Origin of the sequence: Hydrogenivirga caldilitoris (genome assembly GCF_003664005.1) — a bacterium.
GTDB lineage: Bacteria > Aquificota > Aquificia > Aquificales > Aquificaceae > Hydrogenivirga > Hydrogenivirga caldilitoris.
Genome location: NZ_RCCJ01000001.1, coordinates 633,681 through 649,208, shown reverse-complemented (window position 1 = coordinate 649,208; position 15,528 = coordinate 633,681). Strand labels below are relative to the sequence as shown.

The following is a 15,528-nucleotide window of genomic DNA, read 5'->3' as shown; positions in this document are numbered from 1 at the left end:
ATTTAGTACGCTCCCTCCCTTCTGAGCACGACCTTAACGGTCTTGAACAGTATGACTATATCCAGCCACAGGGACCAATTTAAAACATACCAGGTGTCAAGCTCAACCCTCAGTCCATAATCTGTATTGCTTCGTCCGCTTACCTGCCAGAGTCCCGTAATTCCTGGTCTAACCATATAGTAGTAGTCAGAATACTCACGGTAGTATTTATCAAGTTCTTCCTTTAAAACTGGTCTGGGACCAACTAGGCTCATATCTCCCTTAAGAACGTTGAAAATTTGTGGGAGCTCATCCAGAGAGGTTTTCCTCAGAAACTTGCCGATTTTTGTCACGCGGGGGTCATTTTTTAGTTTAAAGAATTTTTCCCATTCTGTTCTCGCCTTTGGGTCCTCTTCTAATATTCTTTTTAGCCTCTTCTCTGCATCAATATACATGCTGCGGAACTTTATGACCTTTATGGGTTTTCCATTTCTACCAATTCTCTCATGTGTAAAAAATATAGGACCAGGCGAATCCAGCTTTATAAGAATACCTATAATCCCTATGAGCGGTAGAAGAGCGGGAAGCATCAGGATAGAAAGGCATAGGTCAAAAGCTCGCTTCAAAACTTGGTTGAGCTGTGAATCTAGGTTATTGTTTATCTTTATGAGAAACAGTTGCTGCACAAATAGGTGGTAAAGCTCGCTATTCAGGAGGGCTATTCCCTTAAGGTCGGGAACAATAAATATCCTACGCACATACCTGTGAACATAGTTCGCAAGAGCAGATAACCTCTCCCTATCCATAGACGGTATCGCTATCACAACAGTATCTATATTCATTTCTTCAACGAGGTTTTTAAAGTCAGTAAGCTTGCCTAATATAGGAACTCTACTGTTTCCCACTTCAACGACACCTTCCTTATAGTCGTCTAAAAATCCTATTATCTCGTAACCCAGATGCTTGTCCTGAGAAAGTCCCTCAGCAGTGTTTTTGCCCGCCTCACCGGCACCTATTATAAGAAGGTTTTTCCTCCACACACCGAGGTTGTAAAGGAGCTTCTTTCCAAAGAGCCTAAATACAGGAAACACAAAAATGCTATAGCCCCAGAGCATAAGAATGGTTAACCTTGATATACTTTCAGTTATCTTACCAAGGGATACCACTGCAAAGATTACAACGGTAGCTATCGTGAGTGCCTTTAAAAGTTCCCTTGCCTCATCCCAAAAGGGGTATCTTTTTACATAGAGTTTTTCATAGGCTATGAAGAAGATAAATATGAAAGGTACCCACCACAAACTAATAAAGTTAATGAAAGGAATATCAAACTGGGTTATACCTAATGGCAATTGATTTAAATTTTTGCGAGCAAAAAAAGATAAGACTAAAGACAGATAATACGCCAACAAGTCCGTTATAAGCAAAAAGACAGATATTTTTATGTTTTTGCTCATGCACGTTTTATCCAAATTATATCTGGTTTTTACACAAAACTAGTTTTTATTTTTAATTCCAACCATTGTCTTGCTTCTGTATAGTTTGTTCTTTGAAATATGATTAACAATTAATATGCTTTTTTTCTCCAAGTCATATGCTAACATAAGACCCCGACCCCGTGGTTACTAGCATTTATTATTTATAGCTTTAGAAAATATCATTTTTCCATATAAATCTTTTATAAATTTCATATCTGATAGATTTAGGTAAAACCCTAATAGGGGTCCTGACAAGAATATTCCTATAAAAATCCAAATTAGAAAAAAAACCTGCTTCTTTAAATTTATAAAGCACACTCATCTCTTCAATTAAATAGGGAATGCCACCCCTTCTCAGCATTTGTTCTATACTTGAACGAAAATGTAAAACTGAAATAGGAATGTTATAAATTAACATATTATTTTTAATCAACTTAAGAGCAAGTCCCCAGTCTTCAAATCTGCCTACATTTTCAGGGTACCCACCAATTTTCAGAATATCACTTTTTTTAAACATAATAGTAGGATGATTTATAGGTGTTCTTTTTTTTGCAAATTTTTTAATTTCTTCAAAGGTTTCGGGGACTTTTCTTGTTGAAATATAATTTTTCATATTTTCATCATAGATGTCATACCATGCTCCCACAAGAGAATATCCAGGATTTTTCTTTAAAAAATCTAATTGAATTCTAAAACGATAGGGTAATGAAATATCATCAGTATCCATTCTTGCTATATATTCGTTCTTACAATACCTTATTCCTATATTTAAGGATTTAGCTAATCCTAAATTTTCTTTGTTTTTAACTAATACAAGTTTATCTTTTAGTAAAGATTTTTGTGTTTCAATTTCTTCATATAAATCTTTAGGTAAAGGACCATCTATTACTAAAACAATTTCATCAAATGGATATTCTTGTTTTAATAAACTTTCAATACTTTGCCTAAAATATTCTTTTTTTTCTTTATTATAAATAGACATTAAGACAGAAATTTTTTCCATTTTTACCTCTTAAATTTAATTTTTTTTATGTACGCATAACTATAACCAATAAAAAACCACCCAAGTAAATCATAACCAGTGAATTGAATTATACCTATTAATAAATAACTAAACGCTATTCTAAGAGGTGGAAATCTAAATCTATCCTTATAAGTATAGTGTGAGATGTACAGAAAAATTAAAACCGATAAAATAAAAGATTGGATACCACCGTCTAAAAGGTACTGAAGATATATATTGTGTACATTATTTTCTTTATACATTATTCCGGTACATTCGGACATAATTCTAACTGCATTTGCAACACCGTAACCAAAAATATTATCCTGTAACAGATAAATACTACCTAAGTAAAAACCTATTCTCCCTATACCTTCTTCTCCATATTCAAATTCCTTTTCTATACTAAAAAATCTATTTAAAGCATTATTTTCCGGCAAATTTTGTGCTAATAAAAAAAGTATAAATGAAAGGATTATAAAAGAAAATGTTATTTTTACAAAAGTTATGAATTTTATATCATGAGTAGCGATATATCTATATATTAGAGCAAAAATTGTAAGTAATAATCCTGCTCTACTTCCCCATACTAAACTAAAGAATAGTACATGAAAAAAAGAAAACCAAAAAAGAAATTTATTCTTTTGAAGCATAGTTATAAAAGCTAACACAGTGCATTCTATGTTATGACCCCCATTAGTAATAAAGTAGAAACTATCAGATACATATGCTCTTCCTTTAAATATGAGATTTGATACATCTTTATAATAAATAATATTTCTGATATAAAATAAAAGAAAAAATAATAAAGTTGTATATTTAATAAATTTATCTAAATTACTAATCGTATATTTATATGAAAAGTAACCTACGTAAAATCCTGCTAAAATAGCAAAAATACCTACAATAGACTTATCAAATCCATAAGTAAAATAAGCTATAATAGAAGTTACAATAATTGTTAAAAAGAATATGTTAAATAGATTTAATTTAACTAATGGTTTTGATACTTTAAATCCCAATAGTACATAAACTGGCACTAGAAAATAACCTATATGAACATTCTCATATATCCTTAATTTAAAAAACAAAAACATTAATAATATGGAGTAAAAGATATAAATCTTCATTCCGTGCGATCAAGAAGGATTCTTTTTATTCCCAAAATAATTGGGTAAGGGACAATAAACATAATAGAATTTCTGATCAGGCTATATGCCTTTATCCAAGAAAAATCACAAAAGTCTAAAATCACTTTTATCCTACTTTTTAATTGTATTTTTCTTTTACTTAAAGATATTCCTGTAGGATTAACTTCGTATTTTAAAAGAACTTTATTTATATTTGCTACTTTTAAGTTTTTTACAATTTTATAAAAAAAAGCATAATCTTCAGCGTATTTATAGTTAAGAGGATAAAATCCTACTTCTTCTATAACTTCTTTTCTAAACATAACGGAGGGATGAATAAAGACATTATTAATACACATTTTTTTTCTTATTTCATCATGTATAATAGGGGGCTTATAAATAAAAAGTGTATTCCCTTTAGTATCAACTATTTCAACATATGAACCTACTAAATATATCTCTGGATTTTTATCTAAAAATTCTTTTTGAATTCTGAATCTCTCTGGACAACAAATATCCCCACAATCTAATCTTGCTATATATTTATAATCATGTTTTAAAGCATATTTTAAACCATCATTAAGAACATATTCTATACCTCTATTTTTATCATTGATCAAGCAATAAAGGCTATTTATATTTTTATATTTGTTTTTCAGTTCTTTACAATCAGGTTTATTTTCCTCATTACTGCCGTCATCAATAATTAACACATCTACAGGTTCTATATTCGAAATAGATGCTAAAGATTTTTCTAAGCCTTTCAAGTTATTATAATGTGGAATTATTATTAAAATATCACTTTTCATCATGGGAACCTCATTTTATGTATCCAAATTTCTTTAAATAAGGATATGTTAATAAAGTTACTATAAATTTTTTATAAAATGGAAAAGAATTTTGCCAGCTTTGATCTGGCTTTAATTCTACATTACCTGTTTTAAATCTAAATGGATTTCCAGAAACTGTATGATTAGTTTGTAAGTTTACAAAAACTTTACCATTTGACCTATCCACAAAATTATCTAAGTTATTTTTAACACCTAAAAAGTTAAATATTTCTTTTAATGTTTTTTCTGGATATTTAACTAAATCTTCATATCTTATTTGAATATAATTCGTTTTTCCTTTTAAATTTAAAGCCACTTTTTTAATTAAATTCCAATAAATAGCACTTCTAAAAATTGAATAGCGAGGCATATATTCAATTTTTCCAATTATTTCTGGTCTTATCTTTTTTTTATTCCAAGAATAAGCAACACCTCGAGCATCACGAATTAAATGAATAACATATAAGTTGATCTTTGTATTTTGAGTTAGGATATGAGCAAATACTGGATGTTTAGATGCGTCTATAATAAAATCCTTATTTGTATACCGTTTTATAGCATTATACAAATTATAATAAACATCATTTAAAAAAACAGAATCTTTATTTTTTAAATTCTTTCCTAAAAGATAATGTCTCATTCGAGATGTATTCTCAATAGCTTTTATTATTTCTTTTGGCTCAAAAGTTTTTATATTTGACACAAAATTTTCTGTAATTCTTTGCCATACATCACAATCTGAAAAAGATTTTCCGCAACTACATAACTGATTTTCTATGAAACTTCTTTCCCATATATGAATTAATTCTCCTGCTGCGAAAATATCCGGATGTTGCCCTAATATCCTTTCTAATAAAGTACTACCACTTCTTCCCTCTCCAGCAATATAAATTACTTTTATTTTATTTTTCATTACACCTCCTTATGTAAAAATGGAAAATAAAATATCCATTTATTTAATATTCTTTTTTTAATTTTTACAGAAAAAATAACATTCCAAAAAATCATACTAATTGAACTTGCAATAGCAGCCCCAATTATCCCATATATTGGAATTAATAACCAATTTAAAATTATATTCAAAATAGCTCCTATTAACACCACATTTTGATGAAATTGTTGATGCCCTGTCATTTGCAGTATATATCCAACACTCCCAGCAGCTGCATTCACAAACTGCCCAATTGTTAAAATCATTAATGCCACTGCCCCTGCTTTAAATTCTTCTCCAAATATCCCAAGAATTGCCTTTGAAAAGATTAAAAACAACAATAATATAGGAAGAGAAGTCCAAAAAATCAACTTTGTTGACTGCTGTGCTACTTTTGCAAGCCCTTTTATATCACCCTTTCCCCAAAACTCAGCAAATTTTGGTGCTGCTATTGTGTTTATTGCCATTAGTGTAATGCTTGTTATCATGGATACCCTTAGAGCTACGTTATATATTCCAACTTCTTCTTCTGTTCTAAACATTCCTAACATTATGGTATCAGTCCATCCCATAATCAATGCTAAAGAACTTGAAAAAAGCATTGGAATTGAAACTGAAAGGATCGTGGAATAGGATAATAGTTTGTTGGTTGATTGGCTAATTGGTTGATTAGTTAATTGGTTAATCTGCTTATTTGTGTATTTGTTAATTGATAGAATAGTTAATTGCTTTTTCCAGAAGCAAAAAGCTACCGTTGAAATTATAAAAACCGAAAATATACATACTAAAATTGGTATTTGGTTTATTGGTAAATTAGTTAATTGGTTTATTAATAGTGTTATAAATCCAAGTAGAATAGAAGCTAATATAAATATTCCTGCTTGTTGCAGAAACATATACTCTTTTATTTTTTTTAGTCCTCTTAGACTTTCTGTATGAATAAAGAGTAAAACAAAAGGAACTATCCCAAGAGAGGCTATTTTAAAATACGGCTCAAGATGTGGCTTTTTGAATACAAACTCTGCTATGTATCCAGATAAGAAAAAAACTACTATTGATAAAATTATGGAAAAAGGCAAAACTAATTTTATAGCTTTCTTGTATATATCTTTTACTACTTCCCATTTTTCCTGAGATGAATACTCAGCTGTAAATCTTAAAAGTGCCGTATCCATTCCAAGCCTTCCAATAACTGAAGAAAATTGAAGGAGCGTAAAAGAAAGAGCAAAAATACCCATAGCCTCTGCACCGTATCCACGGGTAATTAAAAGAGTGAAAATATATCCAGCTATTATTCCAACTATTTTTAAAACAAATGCAATAGAAGAACCCTTTAAAAGTTCTTTTAGGTGTATATCGTTGTTTATTTTATTTATTACTTGTGTTATCATGTTTAAGCAGGAATATAAACCGTCTCCTTCCTCACAACTATAAAGTAAGGATTTCTCAAGTCTTCCTTGTTATATGTAAGAGGCTCCCCATTCAGGGTTCTTACCTCACACCCGCTTTCGGTTGCTATTATGTGAGCTGCAGCCGTGTCCCATTCCATCGTAGGACCGAGGCGAGGGTATATTTCCGCTTTCCCTTCCGCTACAAGGCAGAACTTTAGAGAGCTTCCCGCCGAGAGCAGTTCTATCTCACCAACTTTGCTTTTCAGCTTTTCTATAAAAGCTTTTGTTTCCTCGTTCATGTGGGATCTTGAAGCGATAACTCTGAGTGGCTTTTGAAAGCTGTTGTTTCTATATAAAGGAAGCCTCTCGGCTCTTTCTATGGAAATCTCATCTAAAGAACTACAGTTGACCTTGATTTTATATGCCCCCTCTCCTTTCCGGGCAAAAAAGAGTAAGTTCTTTGCAGGAGCATAAACGACTCCAGCAACAGGTTCCCTATTTTCAACGAGAGCTATGTTTACGGTAAACTCACCATTCTTCTTTATGAACTCTTTGGTTCCGTCAAGGGGGTCAACGAGCCAGAATTCTCTCCAGCCTTTTCTCTCTTCGTAAGGAATATCTTTACCCTCCTCCGAGAGTATGGGAATTTCAGGGGTTAGGCTTTTTAAACTTTTTACGATTACTCTGTGAGATCTTCTGTCGGCTTCCGTTAAGGGGGTTCTATCTTCTTTATAATCGACTGACATGTTCCCCTCGTAGACCTTCAGTATCTCCTCTCCTGCTTTTAAAGCGATGTTTATAACGTCCAGTATCATTCTAAGATAAAGCCTTCCTTTATGAGGTATTCAAGAATCCTTCTTGCGCTCTCCTCAGGTGTCAGCTTCGCAGTGTCTATGTGGACCTCGGGGGCTTCGGGCGGTTCGTAAGGGTCGTCCACACCGGTGAAGCCTTTGATAAGACCCTCCTTCGCCTTCCTGTACATTCCCTTTACATCCCTTACCTCACAGACCTCTATCGGCGCATCGACGAAAACCTCTATGAACTTGCCTTCCTCCATCATGTTTCTGACCTGATTTCTCGCACTCCTGTAGGGACTCACGAGGGCGCATATGACCACTCCATTATGTTTTACTATCTCCGAAGCAACAAAGCCAACTCTCAAGATATTCGTTATCCTATCCTCTTTAGAAAAGCCTAGTCCCTTTGAGAGGTGAGTCCTTACTACGTCTCCGTCTAATAAAGTTACTCTCTTACCTCTGGCTTGGAGCATAACAGAGAGTACCTCCGCTATGGTGGACTTACCGGAACAGGGGAGACCGGTGAGCCATATACAGAAGCCTTGCTTGTGTTTGGGTGTGTAGCTCTCCAAGAGTATCTCGGCAGTCTCGGGCCTTGTGAACCATTCTGGAAGCCTTTTACCGTTTTTTAGATAATTGTCTCTTACTTCTGAGCCGGATATGGATATGTATTCGTAGCCTTCCCTTTCAGCCACTCCCTTCTCAACATACTCCCTGAGTTCTGGCACGTAAACGAGCTCTTCAAAGGGTATCATCTTCACACCTATCTCGTCTTCATATTCTGCGAAGAGCTCCTGAGCCTCGTAGGGTTCGTAGAAGGGTTTCCCTTGTGAATTCCTGCCTGGTCCCGCGTGATCCCTTCCCACTATAAAGTGAGTGGCTCCGTAGTTCTTTCTTATTATTCCGTGCCAGAGGGCTTCCCTAGGTCCTGCCATCCTCATAGCTAAGGAAAGGAAGGCCAGAATAGTGTTGTTCTTGTCGTAATACTTTTCATAAAGGGTTTTGTATATCCTCATGCGTGTAAATGTACCAACGTCTCCGGGTTTGGTCATTCCGACAACAGGGTGTATCAATAAGGCTCCACCTATCCTTTCCCTTGCACGCTTGGTTATCTCCTCGTGAACCCTGTGCATAGGATTTCTCGTCTGGAAGGCAACTACCCTCTCGTAACCGAGCCCGGAGAGTTCCTTCCTAACCTGTTCGGGTGTCTTTCTGTATTCGGGAAAGTCGTAGTGCTTGGGGAGTTGGAGTACTTTGAGTTCTCCCGAAAGGCAATACTCACCCCAAGTATGCATCTCAGCTACGAGCGGGTGTCTCGGGTCCGTGGTCTTCAGAACGTTCCTGGCTTCGTATTCAAGGTCCCACTTGTAAACCTCTTCTACCCTCATAACCGCAAGGGGAACGTTTTTGGGATCTCTGAGGACTATCTCCTCTCCCTCTTTAAGCTCTTTTACGAACTCCTTACTTACAGGCAAGGTGATAGGTATCGGGAAGAGAACTCCATTTTTAAGTCTCATTTCTTTTACAACAGACCTGTAGTCTTCCTCTCTCATGAACCTGTCTAATGGAGAGAAAGCACCCACGGCTAATAGTTCGAGATCGCATACAGAGCGATAGAAGATCTGAAGGGATTTCAGATACTTTATTTTCTGGGTAAGCTCTTCCTTTTCATCCTTATCTACCAAAAGGTTAACCAGTTTATCTGTTCTCATCCTACAACCTTACCACATCATCCTCTCCTATATACTCCCCTATCTGAACCTCTATAAGCTCTAAGGGTATCTTCCCCGGATTCTCAAGTCTGTGGGGAGCGCTCTTGGGTATAAACACGGATTCATTCTCGTGGAGGAAAAGCTCTTTATCTTTGATAACAACCTTAGCCGTTCCCTTCACCACAACCCAGTGTTCCGACCTGTGGTGGTGCACCTGAAGACTGAGCTTTTCTCCCGGATATACAACCACCTTTTTAATTTTGTATCTCTCCCCTTCCTCAAGGACGGTGTATCTTCCCCACGGTCTGTATTCGGTGGTATGGATCTCGGTAAAACCTTTGAGGTCCTCTCTGTCCTTCAACCCGGATACTATATCCTTTATACTCTGACCGTTTCCCTTTTTTGTTATTAGCAGAACATCATCCGTATCAACGATCAGAAGATCCTCAAGTCCAGAGCCTACTATCAGCCTCTTCCTTTCACCATCTCCGTACACAAGACAGCCTTCTGTATCCTTCAGATAAACTTCTCCTTTCACAGCGTTTCTATTCCTGTCCTTTCCGAGGAGTTCGTAAATCACCTCAAAGGAGCCCACATCTGACCAGAATATGGAGAGGGGTATCACACAGGCTCTTTTGGTCTTTTCCATAATAGCATAGTCAATAGAAATGTCGGGCATCTGGTGAAAGCTCTCTAAAAGTCCTTCGTAATTAAACTCACTGAATAACCTGTATATTTCGGGAGCGTGGTTTTTGAGCTCTTCGGTAAAGGTTTGTGCTGTGAAACCGAACATTCCGCTGTTCCAGTAGTTGTTCTTTCTCCGGACATAATCCTCTGCCAGTTCCTGACTCGGCTTTTCGTGGAACTTCTTTACTTTGTAGGCTTTAAACTCTCCCGCTGATAAATTTTTATCTGTATCGGCTTCTATGTATCCGTAGCCGGTTTCCGGTCTGGTGGGGACTATACCGAAGGTCAGTATGTTTCCCTCTCTTGCAAGGTTTTGAGACTCAAGAACATACCTTGCGAACTCTCCTACGGGCTCTATTACATGGTCCGATGGAAAAACAAATACTGGCTCATCGGATTCAAGCAATCCTTTATCCAAAAGGTATTTCATTCCCAGAGCTATTGCTGGAGCGGTATTTCTCTTAATGGGTTCCGGAACTATGTGGATGGGTTCTGTATTGAACAGCTCCCTTACCTGTCCTTTGACGAGGAATATGTAATCCCTGTTGGCTACGAACACTATATTTTCAGGTTCTTTTACTACTTTCAGAACTCTCTTTACGGTTCTCTGGAATAAGCTCTCACTGTCAAAGAGCTTTATAAACTGCTTCGGATATCTTTCTCTCGAAAGTGGGAAAAGCCTCGTTCCGCTACCGCCCGCGAGGATTATTGCTTTCATACTTTATCTTCCGACCCTTCTGAGTGCAAAATAAACTCCCTTAATAGCTTCCTGACTTCTTACCCTTTTTGTAAGAAGAGCATTAGTCTTATTTGAGGATTTTTGTAAAGACAGAATTCACCCCCAACTCGTAAAAATTATAGACATTTAAACCCTAAGATACAAGGGAATTTTCACGATCTGGCTTGATAAAGGTACACTCAAGTTAAACAGACCTCACCAACAACCACAGGTTTATCGCTATCAAGGGTATGGTTTTTGAGTAGCCTCTCAGGTTGTGTAAAGAGACCAACCCAAACAGGACGAGAAAGGTCGCTTCGTAAAAGCCTATGTTTGGATAAAGGTTCAAAGAAAGTGAGGAGGCGAATCTGACTATACCTCCAAATAGGTGTCCCGTAAGATTAAAGAGGTCAACAAAGGGCGGGAAGCTCATAAGAGTCATGAGGGATAAAACTCCTAACAGGGAGTAAAGTATGACTACCGGTGTCAGCAAGGGTGTCAGGAGAACCGACATCGGGGATACTCCGGAAAAGGTGCTGACCAGAGGTGCGACCCCTGTAAAGGCAGAGGCTGAAACCAGTAAGGTTTTCACCCCACTGCCGGCTTCAAGCTCTCTTAAGGTGAGGATTATGTAAGCGGTAGCCACAAAGGAGAGCCAGAAGGAGTAAGAAAACAGATAATAGGGGTATAGCAGCAGCATGACGGTTCCGGAGAATAGAAGTACAGCGAGCATGTTAGGACGGTAAAAGGACAGGTATATGAGCAAGGCTATGGAGAACATGAAAGACGCCCTCAAGACAGGAGGCTCATGAGGTACCACAAAAAGAGCGTACAAAATTACACCTGAGAGGGCAAGCTTCATACCCCAGAACCTTGGCAACATCTTTGTCAGCACGAGAGCAACCATTCCGACGTGAAGACCACTCACCACAAGAAGGTGCACAAGACCTGTACTCAGGAAGTCTCTCTGAACTCTTGAGGGGAGAAGTTCCCTTGGCTCCCCAAAGAGAAAGGAAAGCCCAAGAGGGACCATGCTCTTATCCATTGATACATTGGAATACCGCTCCATAAGGGTCTCCCTTAAACCTTTCTTCAGAGGTAAGAACTCAATATCACTGCTTTTGGCGTAAACATAGACCCTGTTATTTTTCACACTCACATTCCCAAGTAAGGAAAGCCTCCTGATATCAGGAGGCAGGTATCCGTAAACCTTCAAAAGAGCCTTTCTACCTTCAATATCTTCTATCTCGCTCTCCTCAACTCTTATCCTGGTTGCCGTGTAGCCCGACTCGTTCATTATGTCTCCCACAACGATTCCCCTCATGTAAACCTCTTTCTCTTTAAAGTCCGGGAGGTTCGCCCTATTGTAAGCTATCAAAGCTACAGCTATGAAGAGAAAAAAATGGATAAGCTCACCCCTGCTCATAATTTTCTTTCAGGAGGAAATCCCTCATGAACTCACTCAGCTCGTTCACCGTGCTTACCTTCACGCTGCGTTCTCCTCAACCCTGAACTGAAGAGCCTGAGCTATGTGGCTCCCCTCTATAGGTTCGCTCCCCTCAAGGTCGGCTATGGTTCTCGCCACCTTAAGGGTTCTGAAGTAACCTCTACCTGATAGGTTCAACCTGTCTATAGCATCCTTAAGAAGCCTTTTGGCTTCTTCCTTCATCATACTCAAGCAGAACCTTTCCACCTCCCTGTTGGTCATCCTCCCGTTAAAGTCAGTTTTTGAATTCCTGAACCTGTCCCTCTGAATTTCATAGGCTCTCAATACTCTCTTCGTTACCTCCGCCGAAGTTTCTCCTTTCACACCTTTAACAAGCTCCTCCTTCTTAACCGGGTCAACCCACACCCTGAGGTCTATCCTGTCCTTTAAGGGTTGAGAAACCTTTGAGTTGTAAGCCCTTATCTGATTCTGGGTGCAGGTGCATTCCTTATATGGATTGCCGAAGTTCCCACAGGGGCAGGGATTCTGGGCTGTTATGAGCGTGAAACTCGCCGGGAACCTGACCCTACCCTGAGCCCTCGCTATGTTTATACAGCCATCCTCCATTGGCTGGCGGAGAACCTCAAGGGTTTTCCTTGAGAACTCAGGGAGCTCGTCCAGAAACAGAACTCCCTTGTGGGCTAAGGATATCTCCCCCGGCAAGGGTATTGAGCCACCACCTATCAGTGCCACTTCCGAGGCTGTGTGGTGGGGTGAGCGGAAGGGTCTTTCCGTTATGAGCCCTTCACCGAGAAGCCCAGCCACACTATAAATCCTGCTGACCTCAAGCATCTCTTCAAACTCAAGGGGAGGAAGTATCGTAACCACCCTCTTGGCGAGCATGGATTTACCTGAACCGGGAGCCCCTATCATGGAGAGGTTGTGGGCGCCGGCTGCAGATATCTCAAGGGCTTTCTTCACCATACTTTGTCCGAGAACGTCCCCAAGGTCAATATCATGAGTTCTTTTACCGCTTAAGAGGTCCTCATAGCTCACCCTTACAGGCTCAACCCTTGCTCCCCCGTTTATAAACTCAATAAGGTCAGAAATGCTCTCAAAACCGTATATCTCAGTACCATCAATTACAGCACCTTCAAGGGAGTTCTCAAGGGGGAGCACAAACCTCACAAAGCCGTTGTCCCTGAGAGAGGCAACCACCGGAAGGACTCCGTTTACCCTGCTGAGCTTCCCATCCAAAGACACTTCACCGAGAAACACAAACTCGGAAACCCTCTCAGGGTCAAGATAACCTCCGAGTGTAAGTATCCCAACGGTGATTGGAAGGTCGTACAGAGTTCCCTGCTTTCTTATGTGGGAGGGGGAGAGGTTCACGGTTATCCTCTTCTGAGGGAAGGAAAAGCCGAGGTTCTTTATGGCACTCCTAACCCTATCCCTTGATTCCTTTATAGCCGAGTCTGGAAGTCCTACGATGTTGAAAGAGGGGAGCCCTGGAGAGATGTCAACCTCCACGTCCACCTCGTAACCCTCTATTCCCCATATCCCTCCGCTCTTTACCTTTACGAAGGTCATGTTCCCTCCTCACAGGTTTTTCTGAGTTCTTTAATTATATGTTCAAAGGCTTCTATAGAAGAAAGAGTCTTGCCGTCTTCCAAAGAACTTCATAGTTGTACTCAAACCGTTTGGCGGATACCTCGTAGAGTATTTTCTTCTCCAAACTACCTTCCAGAGCGGGGACTTCTTTAAGGTTCATAAACGCCCTTTCCGTCTGATCCAGCTTCTTAAGTAGTCTTTACCCACATGCCAGGTAGGTAGAAAAACAGGGCATTAAATTTCAAACCTATCCAAATAACCCTGTTTTTCCATCCACCCTGCAGGGATTAAAACTCCCTGCTTACTACCCCCTATCCCCAAAAGGGACTCAGGGGATACTTGCAGGTAAAGAAAGTCCACGAGTTTGAACCTCACGGGATTACAGAGCTTGGTAAACAGCACCCTGAGGTTCTCATAAAAGCTAAGTCTAAGGAGCTTAGCTCCCGCTCTCAGTATGTTCAAAGCCCCTACAAGGTCTGCGTGAAAAACTTTGCCAAGAACCTTATCCTTAAACACATTCCCGCTCCTGCTACCCTTCCTCAACTCGGATATTTCCTTTTCAAGCTCTTTTCTCTTTGTCTCATCCTCTTCTTCAAACTTCTGACTGCCGAGCTCCTGAACCTTCAGTATGTCAGCAAAAGGCGAGGTCTTTGATGTGTAGCTCTCATCAACCTCCACAACTTCCATTCTGAGCTCCTCTGCTTTGTACTTGATCAGCTCTACCAGTCTCCTGAAGGGAATTGATACAAACTCCCGATTGGTCTTCTTTCCCAAATCTATCCCGTTCTTGCTCTCTATTGCGTTCTTCCCTATGTAAATGATTTTGTGTCCTGTCTTGTAAAGCAAATCCACCAGTTTTCTTGCTATCTTATAAAGGTTGTTTTCCATCCACCTCTTCCTTTGGGCTGATAAAACCTTTTCCTTTATCTCAAGTTCCCTGAGTTTCTTTTTCAGAGGGCTTACGTCTTCATAATCTCCGCTCCTTATCTCATTCTTCAGGTAATCCATCTGAGACCTCAGTTTTGCTCTCTCTTTGTTAAACCATTGATTAAAAGCTTTTATCTCTTTGCCTGAGACTATAAAGCTCTTTATTTCAGGGTTTTCACTCACAACGGAGAGCATTTCGTCAAGTCCTATGTCTATTCCCGCTCTGTAATCTCCTTTTGGCTCTATGCCCTTTACTTCCTGCTCATAAACAACATCCACGTAAAGATCATCTCCGAAGAGTTTTAGTCTTACAGAAGAAACCCTGTAAGGGAAGTCTTTAGGGAGCTTTACCTTGAGGTATTTGCCGTTCCTGAGCCTGATTACCAACCTGTCTTCTTCCTGTTTAAAAGTGTTAGCGTTCCCTTCTACAGAGAAGTTTATCAGGTATCTTAATTTCTTAGGTTTGGAAAGTCTTGGCATTTCTCTAAGCTTCTCAGGGTTGGCTCTGAAGCACTCAAGAGACTTGAAGAAACTCCTGAAGTCCTTTATGACCTGACGGATAACGTACTGAACGTAGTGAGGATTATCTATCTTCTCCTTCTGGGCTTTAAGTCTCTCAAGGAATTCTTTTAGTTCACGGCTATCTTCTATGTTCCTTAAAACCTTTTCAAGCTCTTCCCTGTATTTACATGAGTAATTTTTAGCTACCAGACCGTAGAGGAGGGACTGATTTAGCAAGTGCTCTCTGTGGAGGAGGTAGTATTCCCTGATGAGGATTATGAGCATGTTCCTGAAGTGAGCGAGGTCTAAGAGGAGAGTCCTTACCCTTCTTTTCCTCTCCCTCCCGCTCACTCTTATGGAGAGAACTCTCTTACCTGATGACATCCTCTACTACCTTCCTGAGCTTTCTT

13 protein-coding genes are annotated in these 15,528 nt (G+C 38.9%); all 13 read right to left on the bottom strand.

Going from position 1 to position 15,528, the window contains the following annotated elements; all coding sequences use genetic code 11:
• Positions 1-2: 2 nt before the first annotated feature.
• The gene (gene wbaP / locus BCF55_RS03530) at positions 3-1,433 is read right to left on the bottom strand and encodes an undecaprenyl-phosphate galactose phosphotransferase WbaP (RefSeq protein ID WP_121010068.1); all 1,431 of its coding nucleotides are present in this window, start codon (positions 1,431-1,433) and stop codon (positions 3-5) included.
• A 190-nt stretch (positions 1,434-1,623) separates the two neighbouring features.
• Positions 1,624-2,457 carry a glycosyltransferase gene (locus BCF55_RS03525; RefSeq protein ID WP_121010065.1) on the bottom strand — a complete coding sequence of 278 codons (834 nt, stop codon included), beginning with the start codon at positions 2,455-2,457 and terminating at the stop codon, positions 1,624-1,626.
• Positions 2,458-2,459: 2 nt separating this feature from the next.
• Positions 2,460-3,587: an O-antigen ligase family protein gene (locus BCF55_RS03520; RefSeq protein WP_121010062.1), complete on the bottom strand. Its 1,128-nt coding sequence runs from the start codon at positions 3,585-3,587 to the stop codon at positions 2,460-2,462.
• The gene (locus BCF55_RS03515) at positions 3,584-4,396 is read right to left on the bottom strand and encodes a glycosyltransferase (RefSeq protein WP_170144739.1); all 813 of its coding nucleotides are present in this window, start codon (positions 4,394-4,396) and stop codon (positions 3,584-3,586) included. Before BCF55_RS03515 ends, BCF55_RS03520 begins: the two co-directional genes overlap by 4 nt.
• 10 nt (positions 4,397-4,406) lie before the next feature.
• Positions 4,407-5,330, bottom strand: a complete 924-nt coding sequence (locus tag BCF55_RS03510; RefSeq protein ID WP_121010056.1) for a sulfotransferase family protein — start codon at positions 5,328-5,330, stop codon at positions 4,407-4,409.
• The gene (locus tag BCF55_RS03505) at positions 5,330-6,739 is read right to left on the bottom strand and encodes a flippase (protein ID WP_121010053.1); all 1,410 of its coding nucleotides are present in this window, start codon (positions 6,737-6,739) and stop codon (positions 5,330-5,332) included. The genes BCF55_RS03510 and BCF55_RS03505 overlap by 1 nt, the downstream gene beginning before the upstream one ends.
• A gap of 2 nt (positions 6,740-6,741) precedes the next feature.
• Positions 6,742-7,554, bottom strand: coding sequence for a 3'(2'),5'-bisphosphate nucleotidase CysQ (cysQ, locus tag BCF55_RS03500; RefSeq protein WP_121010050.1), 813 nt, complete (start codon positions 7,552-7,554; stop codon positions 6,742-6,744).
• Positions 7,551-9,248: a bifunctional sulfate adenylyltransferase/adenylylsulfate kinase gene (locus BCF55_RS03495; protein WP_121010047.1), complete on the bottom strand. Its 1,698-nt coding sequence runs from the start codon at positions 9,246-9,248 to the stop codon at positions 7,551-7,553. The genes cysQ and BCF55_RS03495 overlap by 4 nt, the downstream gene beginning before the upstream one ends.
• Before the next feature lies 1 nt (position 9,249).
• Entirely contained in the window at positions 9,250-10,653 is a 1,404-nt protein-coding gene (locus BCF55_RS03490; RefSeq protein ID WP_121010044.1) for a mannose-1-phosphate guanylyltransferase/mannose-6-phosphate isomerase, read from the bottom strand.
• Between the two features lie 205 nt (positions 10,654-10,858).
• Positions 10,859-12,079 carry a ComEC/Rec2 family competence protein gene (locus BCF55_RS03485; protein WP_121010041.1) on the bottom strand — a complete coding sequence of 407 codons (1,221 nt, stop codon included), beginning with the start codon at positions 12,077-12,079 and terminating at the stop codon, positions 10,859-10,861.
• Between the two features lie 60 nt (positions 12,080-12,139).
• Positions 12,140-13,669, bottom strand: coding sequence for a YifB family Mg chelatase-like AAA ATPase (locus tag BCF55_RS03480; protein ID WP_121010038.1), 1,530 nt, complete (start codon positions 13,667-13,669; stop codon positions 12,140-12,142).
• A gap of 52 nt (positions 13,670-13,721) precedes the next feature.
• Entirely contained in the window at positions 13,722-13,850 is a 129-nt protein-coding gene (locus tag BCF55_RS09815) for a hypothetical protein (RefSeq protein WP_274542096.1), read from the bottom strand.
• A gap of 74 nt (positions 13,851-13,924) precedes the next feature.
• Positions 13,925-15,502, bottom strand: coding sequence for an RNA-guided endonuclease InsQ/TnpB family protein (locus tag BCF55_RS03475; RefSeq protein WP_121010035.1), 1,578 nt, complete (start codon positions 15,500-15,502; stop codon positions 13,925-13,927).
• Positions 15,503-15,528: the final 26 nt, after the last annotated feature.